This window comes from Kitasatospora sp. NPDC096128, from assembly GCF_040303105.1.
Taxonomy (GTDB): Bacteria; Actinomycetota; Actinomycetes; order Streptomycetales; family Streptomycetaceae; genus Kitasatospora.
The window spans coordinates 1-19741 of the sequence record NZ_JBEOSP010000025.1; the positions used below are offsets into that span (position 1 = coordinate 1).

15 protein-coding genes and 1 rRNA gene are annotated in these 19741 nt (G+C 73.2%); 7 read left to right on the forward strand and 9 right to left on the reverse strand.

The features are described 5' to 3' along the window. Positions 1 to 84: ribosomal RNA gene (rrf, locus tag ABTY61_RS25760) — 5S ribosomal RNA — on the forward strand; the annotation flags it as partial. 65 nt (positions 85 to 149) lie between these two features. Here the strand turns inward: rrf and ABTY61_RS25765 are convergent. Both ABTY61_RS25765 and ABTY61_RS25770 read right to left on the reverse strand, forming a co-directional pair. Then, positions 150 to 611 carry a GNAT family N-acetyltransferase gene (locus ABTY61_RS25765; RefSeq protein WP_350507438.1) on the reverse strand — a complete coding sequence of 154 codons (462 nt, stop codon included), beginning with the start codon at positions 609 to 611 and terminating at the stop codon, positions 150 to 152. Positions 612 to 755: 144 nt separating this feature from the next. Further along, positions 756 to 1547, reverse strand: a complete 792-nt coding sequence (locus ABTY61_RS25770; RefSeq protein ID WP_350507439.1) for a VOC family protein — start codon at positions 1545 to 1547, stop codon at positions 756 to 758. A gap of 181 nt (positions 1548 to 1728) precedes the next feature. Here ABTY61_RS25770 and recD2 point away from each other — a divergent pair, with 181 nt between their 5' ends. From recD2 to ABTY61_RS25785, 3 genes are all read left to right on the forward strand, one after another. Beyond that, positions 1729 to 3963 carry an SF1B family DNA helicase RecD2 gene (recD2, locus tag ABTY61_RS25775; protein WP_350507440.1) on the forward strand — a complete coding sequence of 745 codons (2235 nt, stop codon included), beginning with the start codon at positions 1729 to 1731 and terminating at the stop codon, positions 3961 to 3963. Between the two features lie 225 nt (positions 3964 to 4188). Next, complete coding sequence (locus ABTY61_RS25780; protein WP_350507441.1) at positions 4189 to 5478, forward strand: citrate synthase; 1290 nt, start codon at positions 4189 to 4191, stop codon at positions 5476 to 5478. A 543-nt stretch (positions 5479 to 6021) separates the two neighbouring features. Further along, positions 6022 to 6741, forward strand: a complete 720-nt coding sequence (locus ABTY61_RS25785) for an SDR family NAD(P)-dependent oxidoreductase (RefSeq protein WP_350507442.1) — start codon at positions 6022 to 6024, stop codon at positions 6739 to 6741. Between the two features lie 72 nt (positions 6742 to 6813). Here ABTY61_RS25785 and ABTY61_RS25790 read toward each other — a convergent pair whose 3' ends face one another. Beyond that, entirely contained in the window at positions 6814 to 9093 is a 2280-nt protein-coding gene (locus tag ABTY61_RS25790) for a heavy metal translocating P-type ATPase (protein ID WP_350507443.1), read from the reverse strand. A gap of 78 nt (positions 9094 to 9171) precedes the next feature. Further along, on the reverse strand, positions 9172 to 9390 hold the full coding sequence (locus tag ABTY61_RS25795) for a heavy-metal-associated domain-containing protein (RefSeq protein ID WP_350507444.1): 219 nt from the start codon (positions 9388 to 9390) through the stop codon (positions 9172 to 9174). A gap of 360 nt (positions 9391 to 9750) precedes the next feature. Between ABTY61_RS25795 and ABTY61_RS25800 the strand changes: the two genes are divergently transcribed. Then, entirely contained in the window at positions 9751 to 10920 is a 1170-nt protein-coding gene (locus ABTY61_RS25800; RefSeq protein ID WP_350507445.1) for a PP2C family protein-serine/threonine phosphatase, read from the forward strand. Between the two features lie 343 nt (positions 10921 to 11263). Here ABTY61_RS25800 and dhaL read toward each other — a convergent pair whose 3' ends face one another. Next, positions 11264 to 11890, reverse strand: a complete 627-nt coding sequence (gene dhaL / locus ABTY61_RS25805) for a dihydroxyacetone kinase subunit DhaL (protein ID WP_350507446.1) — start codon at positions 11888 to 11890, stop codon at positions 11264 to 11266. Between the two features lie 11 nt (positions 11891 to 11901). Beyond that, the gene (gene dhaK, locus ABTY61_RS25810) at positions 11902 to 12897 is read right to left on the reverse strand and encodes a dihydroxyacetone kinase subunit DhaK (protein WP_350507447.1); all 996 of its coding nucleotides are present in this window, start codon (positions 12895 to 12897) and stop codon (positions 11902 to 11904) included. Positions 12898 to 13044: 147 nt separating this feature from the next. On the opposite strand from dhaK, the gene dhaM reads away from it, so the two are divergent. Beyond that, positions 13045 to 13437 carry a dihydroxyacetone kinase phosphoryl donor subunit DhaM gene (gene dhaM / locus ABTY61_RS25815; RefSeq protein ID WP_350507448.1) on the forward strand — a complete coding sequence of 131 codons (393 nt, stop codon included), beginning with the start codon at positions 13045 to 13047 and terminating at the stop codon, positions 13435 to 13437. Positions 13438 to 13443: 6 nt separating this feature from the next. Here the strand turns inward: dhaM and ABTY61_RS25820 are convergent, their stop codons facing one another. Then, positions 13444 to 15156 carry a bifunctional 3'-5' exonuclease/DNA polymerase gene (locus tag ABTY61_RS25820; RefSeq protein WP_350507449.1) on the reverse strand — a complete coding sequence of 571 codons (1713 nt, stop codon included), beginning with the start codon at positions 15154 to 15156 and terminating at the stop codon, positions 13444 to 13446. A 206-nt stretch (positions 15157 to 15362) separates the two neighbouring features. Between ABTY61_RS25820 and ABTY61_RS25825 the strand changes: the two genes are divergently transcribed. After that, positions 15363 to 17387 carry a M3 family metallopeptidase gene (locus ABTY61_RS25825; RefSeq protein ID WP_350507450.1) on the forward strand — a complete coding sequence of 675 codons (2025 nt, stop codon included), beginning with the start codon at positions 15363 to 15365 and terminating at the stop codon, positions 17385 to 17387. Here the strand turns inward: ABTY61_RS25825 and ABTY61_RS25830 are convergent, their stop codons facing one another. Further along, positions 17388 to 18908 carry a glycoside hydrolase family 5 protein gene (locus tag ABTY61_RS25830; RefSeq protein WP_350507451.1) on the reverse strand — a complete coding sequence of 507 codons (1521 nt, stop codon included), beginning with the start codon at positions 18906 to 18908 and terminating at the stop codon, positions 17388 to 17390. 130 nt (positions 18909 to 19038) lie between these two features. Then, a complete protein-coding gene (locus tag ABTY61_RS25835) occupies positions 19039 to 19674 on the reverse strand; it encodes a TetR/AcrR family transcriptional regulator (RefSeq protein WP_350507452.1) in 636 nt (211 codons plus the stop codon). Between the last annotated feature and the right edge of the window lie 67 nt (positions 19675 to 19741).

Below are 19741 nucleotides of genomic sequence, written 5' to 3' on the forward strand. Positions count from 1 at the left end.
TACATTCCGAACCCGGAAGCTAAGCCTCACAGCGCCGATGGTACTGCAGGGGGGACCCTGTGGGAGAGTAGGACGCCGCCGAACAATCATTCAGAGAAGGCCCACCCGGGTTACCGGGTGGGCCTTTTCGCATTCTTTGAGAGTTTCAGTCAGAGCTTCAGCTTGAATCCGACGTGCGAGGCCGTGAAACCGAGGCGCTCGTAGAACCGGTGTGCATCCGTGCGGGTCGCGTCCGAGGTGAGCTGGACGAGGTCGACGCCGAGCTGACGGGCGCGCTCGACGGCCCACTCGATCAGCTGGGTGCCCAGTCCGCTGCCGCGTTCGTCGGAGTGGATGCGGACGGCCTCGATGATCGCGCGGGTGGAGCCCGCCCGGGAGAGGCACGGGATCACCGTGAGCTGGAGGGTGCCGATGACGCGGCCGGCGCGTTCGGCGACGACCAGGTGCTGGTGCGGGTCCTGGTCGATGCGGGTGAAGGCGGTGCGGTAGGGGGTGAGGTCGTCGGGGTGCTCGCGGATGGCGCCCAGCGGGTCGTCCGCGAGCATGGCCACGATCGCCGGCAGATCGCCTTCGCCAGCCCGTCGGATCGTCAGAACAGCCTTTTCAGTCATGATCAGAGGATAGGGAGGGCCAGGAGGGCTGCCGGGCCTTATCTACGCCCGTAGCGTGCCTCCAGAGCCCTTCTGCCGCCCTCCTGTCGCCCCGCTGCAATCCGCCTGCGGTCCTTCGCCGGTCCGTTCCGCTCCGATGCCGGGTCAGCCCCCGGGCCCGGTGCTGGTGATGACGGCGAAGACGGCTCCGTGCGGGTCCAGTACCTGGGCGAGCCGGCCGACCCCGTGGACGTCCGTCGCCGGGATCCGGACCTTCGCGCCGAGCCGGTCGGCGATGGCGAGGGCGGCGTCCACGTTGGGGACCTCGAAGTACGGGAGCCAGTGCGAGCCGGTGCCGCGGGCGGTGTGTTCGGGGCTGAGCTGGAGGATTCCGCCGTGGGCGTCGTCGGTGCCGCCGCCGGCCGGGGTGAGCACGGTGTAGAGCACCTCGCCGAGCGGAACGTCCTGTTCCTGCCAGCCGAAGACCGTGCGGTAGAAGGCCTTGGCCCGTTCGGCGTCGACGCTGTAGCACTCGGCCCAGCAGAGGCTGACCTGGTCGTTGACGAGGTCCAGGCCGCGGGTGTCGTGCGGTTGCCAGACGGCGAAGTCGGCGCCGGTCGGGTCGGTGTAGCCGGCCATCCGCCCGGCGGTGAAGACGTCGAAGGGGGTGAACCGTACGCGGCCGCCCGCCTGTTGGACGAGTTGGGTGGTGCGGTCGGCGTCCTCGGTGGCGAAGTAGAGGGTCCAGCCGGGCAGGGTGCCCTCCTCGGCGAGCGGGCCGAGGGCGGCGACGGTGCGGCCGTCGAGCTGGAAGAAGCCGTAGCCGCCGGCTTCGGGGCCGGCCGAGTCGAAGGTCCAGCCGAACAGGGCGGTGTAGAAGTCGACGGAGGCCCGGGTGTCGGGGCTGCTCAGGTCGAGCCAGTCCGGGGAACCGGGGCGGAAGTCGGTGTTGAGCATGGTGGCACTGCTCCTCGGGCGGGTCCCGTACGGGCGCGGTCGACGACCCCCTGGACCCTTTCAGCCTGGCACCTCGGTGGGGGCGGTGCACGGCGGGTCCGCGGGCGGTCCGGACTTGTCCGCGCAGGGCGGTACGGTGCGTAACGGAATGGTCCACCCGTACCGGTCGAAGGGGGCTCCGGTGGGCAAGCAGGTGCAGTCGGGGCAGGAGGCGGCCCGCCAGCTCGCGCAGGTCGAGGGCGTGCTGGAGCGGATCACCTACGCCAATGAGGAGACCGGCTACACGGTGGCCCGGGTGGACACCGGCCGGGGCGGGAACGACCTGCTGACGGTGGTGGGCGCGCTGCTGGGGGCGCAGGTCGGCGAGTCGCTGCGGCTGCACGGGCGGTGGGGTTCGCACCCGCAGTACGGGCGGCAGTTCACGGTGGAGAACTACACGACGGTGCTGCCCGCCACGATCCAGGGCATCCAGCGCTACCTGGGGTCGGGGCTGATCAAGGGCATCGGGCCGCGGTTCGCCGAGCGGATCGTGGAGCGCTTCGGGGTGGACACCCTGGAGGTGATCGAGAAGGAGCCGGGCCGGCTGATCGAGGTGCCGGGGCTGGGGCCGAAGCGCACCAAGAAGATCGCCGCGGCCTGGGAGGAGCAGAAGGCCATCAAGGAGGTGATGGTCTTCCTGCAAGGGGTCGGGGTGTCGACCTCGCTGGCGGTGCGGATCTACAAGCAGTACGGCGACGCCTCGATCGGGGTGGTCCGCAACGAGCCGTACAAGCTGGCCTCGGACGTCTGGGGCATCGGCTTCCTGACGGCGGACCGGATCGCGCAGTCGGTGGGCATCCCGCACGACAGCCCGGAGCGGGTGAAGGCGGGGTTGCAGTACGCGCTGTCGCAGAGCGCCGACCAGGGCCACTGCTACCTGCCGGAGGAGCGGCTGATCGCGGACGGCGTGAAGCTGCTGCAGGTGGACGTGGGACTGGTGATCGACTGCCTGGCGGAGCTGGTCGCGGGGGAGGGGGTGGTCCGCGAGACGGTGCCGGGGGAGGCGGGCGAGCCGATCACCGCGGTGTACCTGGTGCCGTTCCACCGGGCGGAGATCTCGCTGGCCAACCAGTTGCTGCGGCTGCTGCGTTCGGACTCCGACCGGTTGCCGTGGTCGGCGGACGTGGACTGGCCGGCGGCGCTGGAGTGGCTGGCGCGGCGGACCGGGGCGGCGCTGGCGCCGGAGCAGGAGCAGTCGGTGCGGCTGGCACTGACCGAGAAGGTCGCGGTGCTGACGGGTGGTCCGGGCTGCGGCAAGTCGTTCACGGTGAAGTCGATCGTGACGATGGCGCTGGCCAAGCGGGCGAAGGTGGTGCTGGCGGCGCCGACCGGGCGGGCGGCCAAGCGGCTGGCGGAGCTGACCGGGGCGGAGGCCTCGACGGTGCACCGGCTGCTGGAGCTGAAGCCGGGCGGCGATGCCGCGTACGACCGGGACCGGCCGTTGGACGCGGACCTGGTGGTGGTGGACGAGGCCTCGATGCTGGACCTGATCCTGGCGAACAAGCTGGTGAAGGCGGTGCCGCCGGGTGCGCACCTGCTGTTCGTGGGGGACGTGGACCAGCTGCCCTCGGTGGGTGCCGGGGAGGTGCTGCGGGACCTGCTGGCGCAGGACGGGCCGATCCCGTCGGTGCGGCTGACCCGGATCTTCCGGCAGGCGCAGCAGTCCGGCGTGGTGACCAACGCGCACCGGATCAACGAGGGGAAGCCGCCGTTGACGGAGGGTCTGGCGGACTTCTTCCTGTTCGTGGAGGAGGACACGGAGCGGGCGGCCGGTCTGACGGTGGACGTGGTGGCGCGCCGGATCCCGCAGAAGTTCGGCTACGACCCGCGCCGGGACGTCCAGGTGCTGGCGCCGATGCACCGGGGCCCGGCCGGGGCGGGGAACCTGAACACCCTGTTGCAGGGGGCGGTGACGCCGGCCCGGGAGGGGCTGGCGGAGCGGCGCTTCGGCGGGCGGACGTTCCGGGTGGGGGACAAGGTCACCCAGATCCGCAACAACTACGACAAGGGGCGGAACGGGGTCTTCAACGGCACAGTGGGAGTGGTGACCGCCCTCAGCGTGGACGACCAGCGGTTGACGGTGCTCACCGACGAGGACGAGGAGGTGCCGTACGACTTCGACGAGCTGGACGAGCTGGCCCACGCCTATGCGGTGACGATCCACCGATCGCAGGGAAGTGAATACCCGGTGGTGGTGATTCCGGTCACTATGTCCGCTTGGACGATGCTCCAGCGGAACCTGCTCTACACGGCTGTGACCAGGGCGAGGAAACTCGTCGTGCTGGTCGGGTCACGGAAGGCGATCGCGCAGGCCGTGAGGGCCGTCAGTGCAGGTCGGCGGCACGCCGCGCTCGATCATCGACTTGCTTCTGGATGATTATCCAACAGGATGGTTGCCTCTAATGTTCTCTTGACGTGAAGAGATTTACGGCAGAGCCTAGGGTGGTGCCGATCTTGTCCGGTTCGTACCGGCAGGGGCAGCAGGTTTTGTAGGGGCGGGCCCTTCCGGGCCACCCCGGGTGCGCGACTGTCCTCCGGATGGGGGATCGTGGAGACAGTCAGGGCACCTTGGAAGAGGATTCATTTCGTCGGTGAGGAAGACGTGAGCGACAACTCGGTAGTACTGCGGTACCAGGACGGCGAGTACGAGTACCCCGTCGTCGAGAGCACTGCGGGCAACTCCGGCTTCGACATCTCGAAGCTGCTCCCGCAGACCGGCCTGGTCACCCTGGACAACGGCTTCGGTAACACCGCCGCGTACAAGTCCGCGATCACCTTCGTGGACGGCGACAACGGCATCCTGCGGTACCGCGGCTACCCGATCGAGCAGCTCGCCTCGCAGGGCGGCTTCATCGAGACCGCGTACCTCCTGATCAACGGCGAGCTGCCCAACGCGGACCAGCTGGCGCAGTTCAACCGCGAGATCACCCAGCACACGCTGCTGCACGAGGACGTCAAGCGCTTCTTCCAGGGCTTCCCGCGGGACGCCCACCCGATGGCCATGCTGTCCTCGGTGGTCGGCGCGCTCTCCACCTTCTACCCGGAGAGCCACAACCCCTTCGACGCGGCCCAGCGCCACCTGTCGACCGTCCGTCTGCTGGCCAAGCTGCCGACGATCGCCGCGTACGCGTACAAGAAGGCGATGGGCCAGCCCTTCGTCTACCCGCGCAACGACCTCAGCTACGTCGAGAACCTCCTGCGGATGACCTTCGCCGTCCCCGCCGAGGACTACGAGCTCAACCCGGTCATCGTCAACGCGCTGGACAAGCTGCTCATCCTGCACGCGGACCACGAGCAGAACTGCTCGACCTCCACCGTGCGCCTGGTCGGCTCCAGCCACGCCAACCTGTTCGCCTCGATCTCGGCGGGCATCTCGGCGCTGTGGGGCCCGCTGCACGGCGGTGCCAACCAGGCCGTCCTGGAGATGCTGGAGAGCATCCAGAAGGACGGCGGCGACGTCGACGCGTTCATCACGAAGGTGAAGAACAAGGAAGCCGGCGTCAAGCTGATGGGCTTCGGCCACCGCGTCTACAAGGCCTTCGACCCGCGCGCCGCGCAGGTCAAGCTGCTGGCGCACGAGGTCCTCGGCCAGCTCGGCAAGAGCGACGAGCTGCTGGAGATCGCGCTCAAGCTGGAGGAGCACGCCCTCAAGGACGACTTCTTCATCTCGCGCAAGCTGTACCCGAACGTGGACTTCTACACCGGCCTGATCTACCGCGCCATGGGCTTCCCGACCAGCATGTTCACCGTGCTGTTCGCCCTCGGCCGGCTGCCGGGCTGGATCGCCCACTGGCACGAGATGATCAACGACCCGACCAGCCGGATCGGCCGCCCGCGCCAGATCTACACCGGCACCGCGATCCGCGACTACGTCGAGCTCGAGCAGCGCTGACGTCGCACCGCACCGAAAGGGGCCCGGCCGCTGCTGAGCGGCCGGGCCCCTTCGCGCCCCCGCGCCGCGGACCCGGAAGGGCCCGCGGCGCGGGGACGGAACCGTACGGCGCACGACTCCGGGGCCGGCCGCAACCGGGGACGGCCGCTCAAAGCGTCCCTGGCCCGCCACAACCCCGGCGCCGTGCGCGAAGGCCGTCGAGAGTTCGACGACCGTTCCCGGGGCCCGCCGGAGCCCCGTCGGCGGCAGCCGCTGGAAGCGCGGGGCACGGTGCCGTTGACCGTGCCCCGCCCAGCGGAAAAACTGCCGCACTACCAACCTAAGACGTATCAGGGTGCGAGAAGTTACGCCCGGGGGGTGTGAGCTGCCTCTCGCCACGCTCCGTAGGCGCTTCGTACCGCGCCCATATCACACCTTCTCTCGCACACGACGTCACCCTCCCCGCAGTCACGGCAACCGAGCGTGATAGGAATCGTGGCATTCCGGTACGGACCGTCGCGCCCCCTCGTCGTGCGACGGCGGAACTGGGGAGGGAGTACGCAGATGGCCAGGAACGTCGTCGTCACCGGCGGTGGCACGGGAATCGGGTACGAAGTCGCGCGGCGGTTCGCCGAAGCGGGCGAGCACGTGGTGATCGTCGGTCGCCGTCGGGCGGTCCTGGAGAAGGCCGCGGCCGACCTCGGGCCGAACGTCACCCCGCTGGTGTGCGACCTCGCCGACCCGGACGCGGTGGAGGCCGCGCTGGCGGAACTGCCCGAGCGGGTCGACGTGCTGGTGAACAACGCCGGCAGCCGGGAGACCGTGGGCGGCGCCGGGCCGCACGCCCTGCTGGCCCGCTGGCGCGGCGACTTCGAGCGCAACGTGCTGACCGTCGTGATGCTCACCGAGTCGATCCGGGACCGGCTCACCCCGGGCTCCGGCCGGGTCGTCACCATCAGCTCCATCGCCGCCCTGCGCGGGGCCGGCTCCTACGGTGCGGCGAAGGCCTCGCTGCACGCCTGGAACCACTTCCTGGCCGCGCAGTTGGGCACTTCGGGGATCACCGCCAACATCGTCGCGCCGGGCACGGTGGCCGGCACCGAGTTCTTCGGGCCGCGGCTGGACGAGGCCGAGGTGGCCCGCCGGGCGGGCCGTACGCTGCTCGGCCGGATCGGCGAGACCGGTGAGGTGGCGGCGGCGGTCACCTTCCTCGCTTCGCCCGAAGCCGGGTTCATCACCGGCGAGATCCTGCACTGCAACGGCGGGGAACTGCTGGGGCGTTGAGTTGTGACGAGGGGCCCGGACCGAACGCGGTCCGGGCCCCTCGGGCCTCGCCGCCCGGGCCCGGGCGGCGAGTCAGCGGAAGCGGCGCAGCCGGAGGCTGTTGCTGACCACGAAGACCGAGGAGAAGGCCATCGCGGCCCCGGCGATCATCGGGTTCAGCAGTCCGGCGGCGGCCAGCGGGATCGCCGCCACGTTGTAGCCGAAGGCCCAGCAGAGGTTGCCCCGGATGGTGGCGAGGGTCCGGCGGGAGAGCCGGATGGCGTCGGCCGCGGCGCGCAGGTCGCCGCGGACCAGGGTGAGGTCGCCGGCCTCGATCGCGGCGTCGGTACCGGTGCCCATCGCCAGGCCGAGGTCGGCCTGGGCGAGCGCGGCGGCGTCGTTGACGCCGTCGCCGACCATCGCGACGACCCGGCCCTCGGCCTGAAGCCGCCGGACCGTCGCCACCTTGTCCTCGGGGAGCACCTCGGCGATGACGTCCCGCGGCGCGATGCCGAGCTCGGCGGCCACCGCCCCGGCCACCGTGCGGTTGTCGCCGGTCAGCAGCACCGGGGTCAGGCCCAGGGCCCGCAGCTCGGCGACGGCCTCGGCGCTGGTCGGCCGGAGCGCGTCCGCCACCTCCAGGACGGCCCGGGCCGCGCCGTCCCAGCCGACCGTGATCGCGGTGCGGCCGGCCGCCTCGGCGGCCGCCGAGGCACGGGCCAGGACGGGCGGCAGCTCCTCGGCGCGGCCGGCGGTGACCGCGCGGCCGGCGGTGACCGTGCGGCCGTCCACGACGCCCCGCACTCCCCGGCCGGGCAGGCTGCGGAAGCCCTGGACCGATGGCAGCCCGCCGAGGCGGTCGGCGGCCGCGGTGGCGACCGCCCGGGCGATCGGGTGCTCGGAGGCGTGCTCCAGGGCGCCGGCCAGGCGCAGCACCTCGGCCTCGGTGACGCCCTCGACGGTGTGCACGGCGAGCAGGGTCATCCGGCCGGTGGTGACGGTGCCGGTCTTGTCCAGGACGACGGTGTCCACCCGGCGGGTGGTCTCCAGTAGTTCGGGGCCCTTGATCAGGATGCCGAGCTGGGCGCCGCGGCCGGTGCCGACCATGAGCGCGGTCGGGGTGGCCAGGCCGAGGGCGCACGGGCAGGCGATGATCAGCACGGCCACGGCGGCGGTGAACGCCGCGGTGGGGCTGTCGGTGGCCAGCAGCCGGCCGACCAGGGTGGCCAGGGCGATCAGGATGACCGTCGGGACGAAGACCGCGGAGATCCGGTCGGCCAGCCGCTGGGCGGAGGCCTTGCCGTTCTGGGCGTCCTCGACCAGCTTGGCCATCCGGGCCAGCCGGGTGTCCGCGCCGACCCGGGTGGCCTCGACCACCAGCCGCCCGCCCGCGTTGACGGTGGCGCCGGTGACGGTGTCCCCGACGGTGACCTCGACCGGGACGGACTCGCCGGTGAGCATCGAGGCGTCCAGCGCGGAGCTGCCCTCGACCACTGTGCCGTCGGTGGCGACCTTCTCGCCGGGGCGCACCACGAAGCGCATCCCGACGGCCAGCCGGTCCACCGGCAGGCGGACCTCGCGACCGTCCCGGAGGACGCCCACGTCCTTGGCGCCGAGGTCGAGCAGGGCGTGCAGGGCCGCGCCGGCCCGGCGCTTGGCGCGGGCCTCCAGGTGGCGGCCGAGCAGGATCAGCACGGTGACGGCGGCGGCGGTCTCCAGGTAGAGCGTGGTGGAGGGGTCGGTGTCGCCGATCGCGAAGGAGAACGCGTGGTGCATGCCGGGCAGGCCGGCGTGGCCCCAGAACAGGGCCCAGCAGGACCAGCCGAAGGCGGCCAGGGTGCCGAGCGAGACCAGGGTGTCCATGGTCGCGGCGCCGTGCTTGAGGTTGGTCCAGGCGGCGCGGTGGAAGGGCAGGCCGCCGTACACGACGACCGGGCCGGTGAGGGCGAAGGCCAGCCACTGCCAGTTGGTGAACTGGAGGGCCGGGAGCATCGAGAGCAGCACCACCGGGGCGCTGAGCACGGCGCTGATCAACAGGCGGTCGCGGCCGGGGGTGGTGGCCCGGTCGGGGCCCTCGTTCGGGCTGGGGCGGTCGGCGTTCTCGGGGGAGGGTTCGGGTGCGGCGGGGGCCGGGAGCGGCGGGAGCTCGGCGGTGTAGCCGGTCCGCTGGACGGTTTCGATCAGCTCCTCGACCGTGACGCCGGGGCCGTAGTCGACCCGGGCCTTCTCGGTGGCGAAGTTGACCGTGGCCTCGACGCCGTCCATCCGGTTGAGCTTCTTCTCGATCCGGGCGGCGCAGGAGGCGCAGGTCATCCCGCCGATCGACAGCTCGACCCGGTCCCGTGCCTCGACACCGGGGGCGGAGGTGGTCATGCGGAGGCTCCTTGGTCGGGGCTCACGGCGGGGGCTCACGGCGGGGGCTTTGTCGGGCCCCCGCCGTACCGGGGCGGCTCAGGCGGCGGGGCCGACCAGCTCGTAGCCGGCCTCGTCGATCGCGGCGCGGATCTGGTCCTCCGCCAGCGGGGCGGTGGAGGAGACCGTCACGGTACCCGCCTGGGAGTCGGCGGCGACCTCGGTGACACCGGCCAGCGCGGACAGCTCCTCGCTGATCGCCTTCTCGCAGTGGCCGCAGCTCATGCCGGACACGGTGTAGGTGATGGTGCTGGACATCGGGGCCTCCTGGAGGTCGGTGCGGGTGCCGGCTCTGCTGCTTCCCCCGCTCTTCGAACACCATACCCCTCCGGGGTATTTCCCGGAGGGGTGGGGTGACGCGGATCGCATCGTAGGCGACCGCCGCGTCCGGGCCGGTTCTCGGGTGGGGCCCGATCGGTCGGCAGCCGGACGCCGGGCAGGGCCTCCTCCGAGTAGCCGCTTTGGTTGAACTTTATGACAAATCAGGCAATCGGGGCTGATGGGGTGAGGGGAGTGATGTGGGTGAGGTCGGCGGGCGGTTCGGGGGCGGGTGGTTCGGGGGCGGGTGGTTCGGTGGGCGGGTGGTTCGGGGGCGTGATCGTCCCTTATGTTCGGTATGTGTTCCCGATCCGCCGTGCCCAGTCGCCCTCGGCCCCCACTGCCGCCGGGCTGCCGCCGGCCCGGCGACGCGGCGCCCTGATGGCCGCCGACCTGCAGGACGTGCCGCTCTGGCGGCGGGCCACCCCGGCGCTGCTCGCCGTCCTGCTGGTCTCACTCGCGGACCTCCTCTCCGGCAAGGACCGGTACCTCGCACCCCTGATGACCGTCGTGCCGGCCGTCGCCGCGCTCACCCTCAAACCCGGCGAACTGCTCGCCGTCTGCGCGGTCGGGCTGATCGCCGTCTTCGGGCTCAGCCACTACGACCAGGTCGACAACATCAACGACGCCCGCTTCCTCTACGGTGCGATGGTCAGCTACCTCGTCCTGACGCTGTTCTCGGCCTGGGTCGCCGGGGTCCGGATGCGGCGCGCGGCCGCCTTCGCGGCGGTCAGCTCCGTCGCCGAGGCCGCCCAGCGGGCCCTGCTGCGCCTTCCCGGACCGGTCGTCGGGCCGCTGCGGCTCGCGGTGCGCTACGTGTCCGCGGCGGACGCCTCACGGATCGGCGGGGACCTCTACTCGGTGCTGGAGACGCCGCACGGCACCCGGGTCGCGGTCGGGGACGTCCGGGGCAAGGGGCTGGCCGCCGTCCAGACCGCGGCGGTGGTGCTCGGCGCCTTCCGCGAGGCCGCGTACGACGAGGCCGGGCTGCGGGGCGTCGCGTCGCGGATCGAGGCCAGCGTCGAGCGGCACGTGCCCGACGGGGAGTTCACCACGGCGCTGTTCGCGGAGTTCCGCCGGCCCGGGGAGATGGAGCTGCTCCAGTACGGGCACGTCGCGCCGATCAGGGTGGACGGCGAGGGACGGGCGCACGTGCTGGACGCGCCCGACCCTTGGGTGCCGCTGGGCCTCGGGCGGCTGGCGCCGGGCGAACCGACCACCTGGGGGCAGCCGTTCGGGGCGGAGGACGTCCTGGTGCTGTGCACGGACGGGGTGATCGAGGCGCGGCACCGCAGGAGCGGGGAGTTCTATCCGCTGGCGGAGCGGGTGGGGCCGTTGGTACGGGGAGCGGGGCGCTCGGCGGGGGAGTTGGAGGCGGCGGTGGGGCGGGTGTATGCGGATCTGCTGGCGCATACGGGTGGGGAGTTGAGGGATGACGCGTTGCTGTTGTTGATTGCGTGGACGGGCTGAGGGGGTTCCGCTGCGCGGGGGGCTTGGGTGTGGGGGTGGGCTTTCGGGAGGGTGGGTGACGCCGGGGGCGGTTCCGGGGGTGGGCGCTCCGGGGGCTGGATGATTTTCCGACCGCCGACCCTCATCGAGGGGGGCTGGGACCGTTGGCGGTCTGAAAACCACCCGTCACGCCCCTCTCCGCACCCACCCCCTCCACCGCCCCCTCCCGCAGCGCGTCCCTCTCGCTTGGGGCGGGTGAGGGGTGAGGGGTGAGGGGGAGGGGGCGGTTGGGGTGGTTGGGGTGGGGTGGGTTGGGGTGGGGTGGGTTGGGGTGGGGTGGGTTGGGGTGGGGTGGTGTGGGGTGTCAGGTGGCGGTGGTGGTGGCGAGGGCGCGGAAGATGAGGGCGGTGGAGGTGGCGCCGGGGTCTTGGTGGCCGGTGCTGCGGGGGCCCAGGTAGGAGGCGCGGCCCTTGCGGGCCTGGAGGGGGATGGTGTCGCGGGCGCCCTGTTCGGCGGCTTCGGCGGCGGCTGCGGCGGCCTCGGGGAGGGGGGCTCCGGTGGTGGCTGCGGTGCGGAAGGCGGCGACGGCCGGGGTCCAGGCGTCGACGATGGTTTTGTCGCCGGGGTCGGCCTTGCCGAGGGCGCGGATCGCGTCCAGGCCGGCGGCGAGGGCCTCGGCGAGGGTGGTCGGGGTGGCGGGGCCGGGGAGGGCGGCGCCGATCGCGCGGAAGGCCTTGCCGTAGAGGGGGCCGGAGGCGCCGCCGACCTTGGAGATCAGGGTGGTGCCGGTCTTGGTGAGGACGGCGCCGGGGTTGTCGGGCCGGAGGTCGTCCAGGGCGGTGAGGACGGCGGCGAAGCCGCGTTGGAGGTTGCTGCCGTGGTCGCCGTCGCCGATTGCGGAGTCCAGGTCGGTGAGGTGGGCCCGATGCTGTTCTACGGCGGTGGCGATCGTGCGGACCCAGGCTTCGGCGAGGGGAGTGTCGAAGTCCATGCCGGTTCCCTTCAGGCCCGCTTGAGGGCGGGGGTGTCGACCGGGGCGTCCCAGAGGTCCAGCAGCTGGGCGTCGGCCTTGGTGAGGGTGAGGGAGAAGCCCGCCATGTCGAGGCTGGTGACGTAGTTGCCGACCAGGCTGCGGGCCACCGTGATGCCGTGCTCGGCGAGCCGGGCGGCGACCTCGCCGTAGACCACGTACAGCTCCAGCAGCGGGGTGCCGCCGAGGCCGTTGAGCAGGGCGATCACTTCGTCGCCCGGGGTCAGGTGGTGGTCGGTGAGGATGGTCTCGACCACCTCGGCGGCCAGTTCGCGGGCGGGGCGGAGCTTCTCGCGGCGCCGGCCGGGCTCGCCGTGGATGCCGACGCCGACCTCGATCTCGTCCTCGGGCAGGTCGAAGCCGGGTTTGCCGGCGGCGGGGACGGTGGCGGCGGTGAGCGCGATCGCGAAGGAGCGGGAGGCGGCGTTGACGCGCTCGCCGAGGGCGGCGACCTCGTCGAGCGGGGCGCCGCGTTCGGCGAGGGCGCCTGCGGTCTTCTCGACCAGGACGGTCGCGCCGGTGCCGCGGCGGCCCGCGGTCCAGGTGGAGTCCTCGACCGCGACGTCGTCGTTGACCAGGACGGTGCGGACCTCCAGGCCCTCCTCCGCGGCGAGTTCGGCGGCGAGCTCGAAGTTCATCACATCGCCGGTGTAGTTCTTGACGATGAAGACGACGCCGGCGCCGTTCTCCACGGCCTTCGCGGCGGCCAGCATCTGATCCGGGACTGGGGAGGTGAACACCTCGCCGGGGCAGGCGGCGTCGAGCATGCCGGGGCCGACGAAGCCGCCGTGCAGCGGCTCGTGGCCGGAACCGCCGCCGGAGATCAGCGCGACCTTGGGGCCGGTCGGAGGGGCGGCCCGGGTGATCACCCGGTTGGGGACGTCCACCGTCAGCTCGGGGTGGGCGGCGGCGACTCCGGCCAGGGCGTCCTCCAGGACGCTCTCCGGGGTGTTGATCAGTTTCTTCAACGTTCTTCGCTCCCTCTGGTGACCGCGGTGGGGACGCAACAGCCTGGGGCCGACGCTACGCCAGACGGGGGGTGGGGGCACGGGGTGCGACACGCGCGGTTCCGCTCACCCTTCCGGAGCAGTGGGGCGGGGTCTAGGGTCGGGCGCATGAGTGGACGGGTGGGAATCGTTCTGGTTTCGCACAGTGCCAAGTTGGCCGACGGGCTGCGTGAGTTGCTGGGGGAGCTTGCCCCGGACGGCGTGCGGGTGGTGGTCGCGGCGGGGACGGAGGACGGCGGGCTCGGCACCAGCTACGAGCTGATCGCCGGGGCGGTCGCGGAGGCGGACACCGGGGCGGGCGTGGTCGTGCTGCCGGACCTCGGCAGCTCGGTGCTGACCGCGGTGACCGTGCTGGAGGACGAGCCGAGGCCGGGGGTGAGGCTGGTGGACGCGCCGTTCGTGGAGGGCGCGGTGGCGGCCGCCGTCACGGCCTCGACCGGGGCGGTGCTGGCCGAGGTGGTCGCGGCGGCGGAGGAGGCGCGGTCCTTCCGCAAGTTGTAGCGGGGGTCATTTGGCGTCGGCGTAGCAGTCCACTACTGCGGTGCTGAGCGGGAAGCGCACCGGGGTGTCGCCGAAGACCAGGCGCCGGGCCTCGTCGGCGGCCTCGGCGACGGCGGTGGCCACCTGCTCGGCCAGGTTGGCCGGGGTGTGCACGATCACCTCGTCGTGCTGGAAGAACACCAGGTGGGGGCGGTCCGCCGGGACGGGCACCGGCAGTTCTCCCAGTCGTCGGCGCAGTGCCGCCAGCAGGGCGAGCGCCCAGTCGGCGGCGCTGGCCTGGATGACGAAGTTGCGGGTGAACCGGCCGCGGGCGCGGGCGGTGCGGCCGCCCGTCTCGCCGCCGGCGTCGGCCTCGGTGAGGTCGAGGAAGGCGTCGGAGGCCGGCGGGCAGACCCGGCCGAGCCGGGAGGCGACCACGCCGCCGTCCTCGCCGGTGCGGGCGGCGGCCTCGACGTAGCCCATGGCGGCCGGGTAGCGGCGGCGCAGGGTGTTCAGCAGTGGGCCGATGTCGCCGCTGGTCTGCCCGTACATGGCGCCGAGCAGGCCGAGCTTGGCCTTGTCGCGGTCGCCCTGGAAGGCCTGGGCGGCGAGTGCCTCGTAGAGGTCGCCGCCGGCGGCGGTGCGGGCCAGCTCGGAGTCCTGGGAGAGCGCGGCGAGCACCCGCGGCTCCAGCTGGGCGGCGTCGGCGACCACCAGTAGCCAGCCCGGGTCGGCGACCACGGCGCGGCGCAGGATGCGCGGGATCTGCAGGGCGCCGCCGCCGCGGCTGGCCCAGCGGCCGGAGACCACGCCGCCGACCACGTACTCGGGCCGGAAGCGGCCGCCGCGGGCCCAGGCGTCCTGCCAGGCCCAGCCGTGGGCGACGTGGATCCGGGCCAGCTCCTTGTAGCGGACCAGCAGTCGGGCGGCCGGGTGGTCGATCTCCTTGAGCTCCCAGGAGCGGGTGGAGCCGAGCTGGATGCCGGCCTCGGCGAAGGCGCGCAGCACCTGGGTGTGCGAGTCGGGGTTGAACGGCTTGGCGCCGAGGGCCTGTTGGAGTTCGGCGGCGAGGTCGGCGAGCACCCGGGGCTGGGTGCCGGGGACGGTGGGGCGGGGGCCGAGCAGGTCGGTGAGCAGCCGGTCGTGGACGTCGGAGCGCCAGGGCAGGCCGTCGCGGGCGATCTCGGTGGCCACCAGGGCGCCGGCCGACTCGGCGGCGACCAGCAGCCGGAAGCGCTGCCGGGCGGCCGGGTCGGCGATCGCGGCGATCCGCCGCTGCTGTTCGGCGTGCACGGCGACCACGGCGGTCAGCGGGTCGGCGCCGGGAGGCAGTTGCAGCCGGTCCGGGGCGAACAGGGTGTCCTGTCCGTCGTCCGCGTCGGACAGGCCCGGTTCGGGCAGGTCGTCCGGGACGGGCAGGCCGTGCAGCCGGGACCAGGCGGCGCCGAGCGAGCGGGGCGCGCCGAAGCGGCCCTCGTGGCCCAGCAGCAGCGCCTCGACCAGCCGGAGGTCGTGGCAGCGGGCGAGCCGGTCGGGCAGCCGGGGCAGCAGCGGGGCGTACCCGGAGTCGGCGGCGGCCCAGACCCAGCGCGGGTGGGCGGTGGACTCCAGGGCGGCGACGGCCGCGGCGAGGTCGCGGACGGGCTCCGGCGGGCCGAGCGGCCGGCCGGCGTCGTCGAGCGGCTGGAGGCGGCCGCCGGAGCCGTGCGGGTCGGGCGCGAGGGCGGTTCTGGGGGCCACGGCGGGCGTCTCCTCTCCTGGCGGTGCTGCGGCGGTGCTGCGGCGGTGCTGCGGCGGGGCGTTCGGGGGTGTGGGTCGGGTCGGGTGTGCGGGTGGGGCGCTGGTGTGCGGACCGGGGCCCGTGCCGTCGACGTTAACGGGTGGGTCTGACAACGATGACCAGGGGTGTATGGGCACGCGGGGTGACACCGCGTAGGGTCGGCGAAATGACCGAGAACCCGTTCTTCGCGGCCAGCCCCCTGGTCTACGAACTGCCTCCCTACGCCGAGATCCGGGAGGAGCACTACCTGCCCGCGTACGAGCGCGGGATGGCCGAGCAGCTGGCCGAGATCGCGGCGATCACCGACGACCGCGCCCTGCCGACCTTCGAGAACACCCTGGTGGCCCTGGAGCGCTCCGGCGGGCTGCTGCGCCGGGTGGACGCGGTGTTCCGCAACCAGTCCTCCTCCGACACCACCGACCTGCTGGACGAGGTGGAGGCGAAGGTCAGCCCGCTGCTCGCGGCCCACCACGACGCGATCCACCTGGACCAGCGGCTGTTCGCCCGGATCGAGGGGCTGTACGGGGACCGGGCCGCCCTCGGACTGGACCCGGAGTCGCTGCGCCTGCTGGAGCGCTGGTACACCGCGTTCGTCCGCTCCGGGGCCCGGCTGGGCGTCGCCGAGCAGGCTCGGCTGCGCGAGGTGAACGCCGAACTCGCCGCGCTGGGCACCACGTTCCAGCAGAACGTGAACGCCGCCACCCGCTCCGCCGCGCTGGTCGTGGACACCGCCGAGGAGCTCGCCGGGCTGTCCGAGGGGGCGATCGCCGCCGCGGCGGAGAACGCCCGGGTGCTCGGCCACGAGGGCCGGTACGTACTTAGCCTCAAGAGCCCCTCCAACCAGCCCGAGCTGGCCCAGCTGGCCGACCGCTCGGTGCGCGAGCGGCTGCTGGCCGCCTCGCTGGCCCGGGCCGACGAGGACAACGGCCCGCTGGCGATCCGGATGACCGCGCTGCGCGCCGAGCGGGCCGCGCTGCTGGGCTTCCCGAGCCACGCCGCGTACGTCGTCGCGGACGAGACGGCCGGCACCGTGGAGGCGGTGTCCGGGCTGCTGGCCCGGCTGGTGGAGCCGGCCGTGGCGAACGCCCGCCGGGAGGCCGCCGAGCTGGTGAAGGTGGCGGCCGCGGACGGCATCGAGGAGCTCGCCGCGCACGACTGGGCGTACTACTCGGAGAAGGTCCGGCAGTCCTCCTACCAGGTGGACGCGGCGGCGCTGCGCCCGTACTTCGAGCTGGAGCGGGTGCTGCGGGACGGCGTGTTCTTCGCCGCGAAGCTCGCCTACGGGCTGGAGTTCACCGAGCGCCCGGACCTGACGGCGCACCACCCGGACGCCCGGGTCTTCGAGGTGTTCGAGGAGGACGGCACCGCGCTGGGCCTGTTCATCGGGGACTTCCACGCCCGGGCCTCCAAGCGCGGCGGCGCGTGGATGGACGAGCTGGTGGGCCAGTCCGGGCTGACCGGGCGGCGGCCGGTGGTGCTGAACACCCTCAACGTCCCGCGCCCGGCTCCGGGCGAGCCGGCCCTGTTGAGCTGGGACGAGGTGCGCACCATGTTCCACGAGTTCGGGCACGCGCTGCACGGCCTGTTCTCGGACGTGCGCTACCCGCTGTTCGCGGGCACCGCGGTGCCGCGGGACTTCGTGGAGTTCCCCTCGCAGGTCAACGAGATGTGGATGGTCCGGCCGGAGGTGCTGGCCAACTACGCCCGCCACCACGCCACCGGGGAGCCGCTGCCGGCCGAGCTGGTCGAGCGGATGACCGCGGCCGAGGGCTTCGGACAGGGCTTCCGGACGGTGGAGTACCTGGCGGCGACGCTGCTGGACTGGGCCTGGCACACCCTGCCGCAGGGCCACCGGGTCGAGGACGCCGAGGAGTTCGAGGCGCGAGCACTGGCGGAGGCCGGCATCGCGGTGCCGGCGATCCCGCCGCGCTACCGCACGTCGTACTTCCAGCACATCTTCTCCAGCGGCTACAGCGCCGGGTACTACGCGTACATCTGGTCGGAGGTGCTGGACGCGGACACCGTGCGCTGGTTCGAGACCAACGGCCGGTCGGTGCGGGACAGCGGCGAGCTGTTCCGGCGCGAGCTGCTGGCGCGCGGGTTCGGTCGGGACCCGCTGGAGTCCTTCCGCGCGGTGGTCGGCCGGGCGCCGGAGACCGCGCCGCTGTTGGCGCGCCGCGGTCTCGGCTGATCACCGAGCGGTGAGCGTCACCGTCACCGGGGTGCCCGGTCGGGCGTGCGGGAGCCGGATCCGTACGGTTCCCGCCCGTCCGTCCGCGGGCTGCCCGACCTCGACCCGGGCACCGGCGGGGGAGACGGCGACCCGGGCGCCGTGCGGGAACGCGGCGGGCGGCAGGACGAGTTCGCTGGTGCGGCCGGTGCCGTCGGCGGCCCAGCGGACGGTGCTCCCGCCGGTGCTCCCGCCGGTGCTCCCGCCGGTGCTCCCGCCGGTGCTCCCGCCGGTGCGGACGTCTGTGCGGACGTCTGTGCGGACGTCTGAGCCGGCGACGGCCGCCGGGTACGGGCCGAACGCGGGTTCGTCGCCGGGGGCCGGGTGCCCGGCGGGGTCGAGGGCGCAGTAGCCGCCGGTGCCCCGGCACCAGTACCACATGGTCCAGCCCTCGGCGAAGCCGTCCATCGCGGCGACCTGGCGCCGGACCAGTCGGGTGTTGCCCGGGGTGCGGGAGTCGGGCGGGCCCCACTCGCCGACCAGGACGGGCAGGTGGTGGGCGGACGGGTAGCCGGTGATCGCTGCGGCGTACTGCTCGACGAAGCCGTCGGCGGGGTTCCAGTCGGCGCCGTTCTCCACCGCGGTGTCGTAGAAGTGCGGGGCGTAGCCGAGCCGGGGGGCGCCGGGGCGGGGGTCGGTGAAGCCGGGGAGCCGGGTGGGCACGCCCTGGCCGACCAGGACGGTCGGTTCGACGAACAGCCAGGCGCGGTCGTCGGACCGGCGCACGGCGGCGATCAGGCGGCGGTACATGTCGGCGAGCCGGCCCTGCTCCAGGGCGGCGGAGGCGGCGGCGAGCACGGCCGGGTCGGTCGGGTCGCCGTCCACCGGGCCGAACGGCTCGTTGAACAGGTCGTAGCCCAACAGCGAGGGGTGGCCGTACAGTTCGCGGGCCAGCCGGGTGTAGAAGTCGGCCTGCCAGGCGCGCAGGTCGGGGTCGTCGTAGAGGTGGCGGAAGGCGGCCTGGACGGCGGGTTGGAAGTAGCCGGCGAACCAGTCCTTCGGGTCGGGGGTGAACGGCAGTCCGTCGTCGCGGGTGGCCCAGCGCGGGATGCCGTTGGTTCCGCCGCCGAACTCCGGCCCGTAGACGTCCTGGTGGAGGTCGATCAGGACGAGCAGGCCGGAGCGGTCGGCCTGGTCGAGGAGTTGTCGGATCCGGTGCAGCTCGGCCTGGTCGAGGCGGCCGCGTTCGGGCTCCAGCCTGGTCCAGGAGACCGGCAGCCGGACCAGGTTGAAGCCCTGGGCGGCGACGGCGGCGAGGTCGGCCGGGGTGGCCTCGGCGTACTTGTCGAGGTTGAAGCCGCGCAGCTGGAGCCGACGGCCCCGGTCGTCGGTGAGGGCGGTGCGGCCGTCCGGGCCGGTGGCCGTCCCGGTGGGGAAGTGGGCCCGGGGCCGTACCGGGGCGGCGGCGGCCGGGCCCGGGGCGGCGGTCAGGGCGGCGGTGGCGGCGAGCAGCAGGGCAACGGCGGTGCGGCGCAGGCGCATCGGGGACCTCGCACGGCGGGGGTGGGGCCCCGATGATGCCCGCGGGTCCGGGGGCGGCACAAGGGTCGTGCGCGCAAGGGTCGTGTGGACAAGGGGTCGTGCGCGCAAGGGTCGTGTGCGGGCCGGGAGTTCAGCCGGCGTCCGGGCCGGTCGGGTCGGCCGGGGCGACGGGCGGGACGGCGGTCGGCAGGTCCGCGGCGGCGGCCAGGCGGCCCCAGAGCAGGTCGGCCAGGGCCTGCACCATGCGGGTGCGGGAGCAGGGCCTGGTCTCCAGCCACCAGTCCCCGGCGGCCAGCACCATCCCGGTGATGCCCCGGCCCCAGGCCTCGGCGAGCAGGTCGCGGTCGGCGCCGAGGTCGACCTGGCTCTGCACGGCGCGGGTGATCTCCTCGGCGATCCGCCGGAGTGCGGGGGCGAGGGCGTTGCCGGCGCCGCTGGGGTCGCCGGGTTCGGGGTGGGTGAGCAGCCGGTAGACCTGGGGGCGGGCCTCGATCCCGGCGAGGTAGGTGTCCAGGACGTGCTCGACCCGGTCGCGACGTTCCAGCGGTTCGGTCAGGGCGGCCCGGACGGCGGCCAGCAGGCCGCTGGTGTGGCGTTCGGTCAGGGCCTTGATCAGGCCGTTCCGGTCGCCGAAGTGGCGGTAGAGGATCGGCTTGGTGATGCCGGCCTCGGCGGCGATGGCGTTCATGCTGGCGGTCGGCCCCTCGCGCTGGATGACCCGGTCGGCGGCGTTGAGCAGCTGCTCGCGGCGGGGCTCTCGGGACATGCGCTGCTCCTCGGGATTCTGGGCGGCCTGGGCGTTGACACCGGTTACCAATCAGTAGCAGACTCCG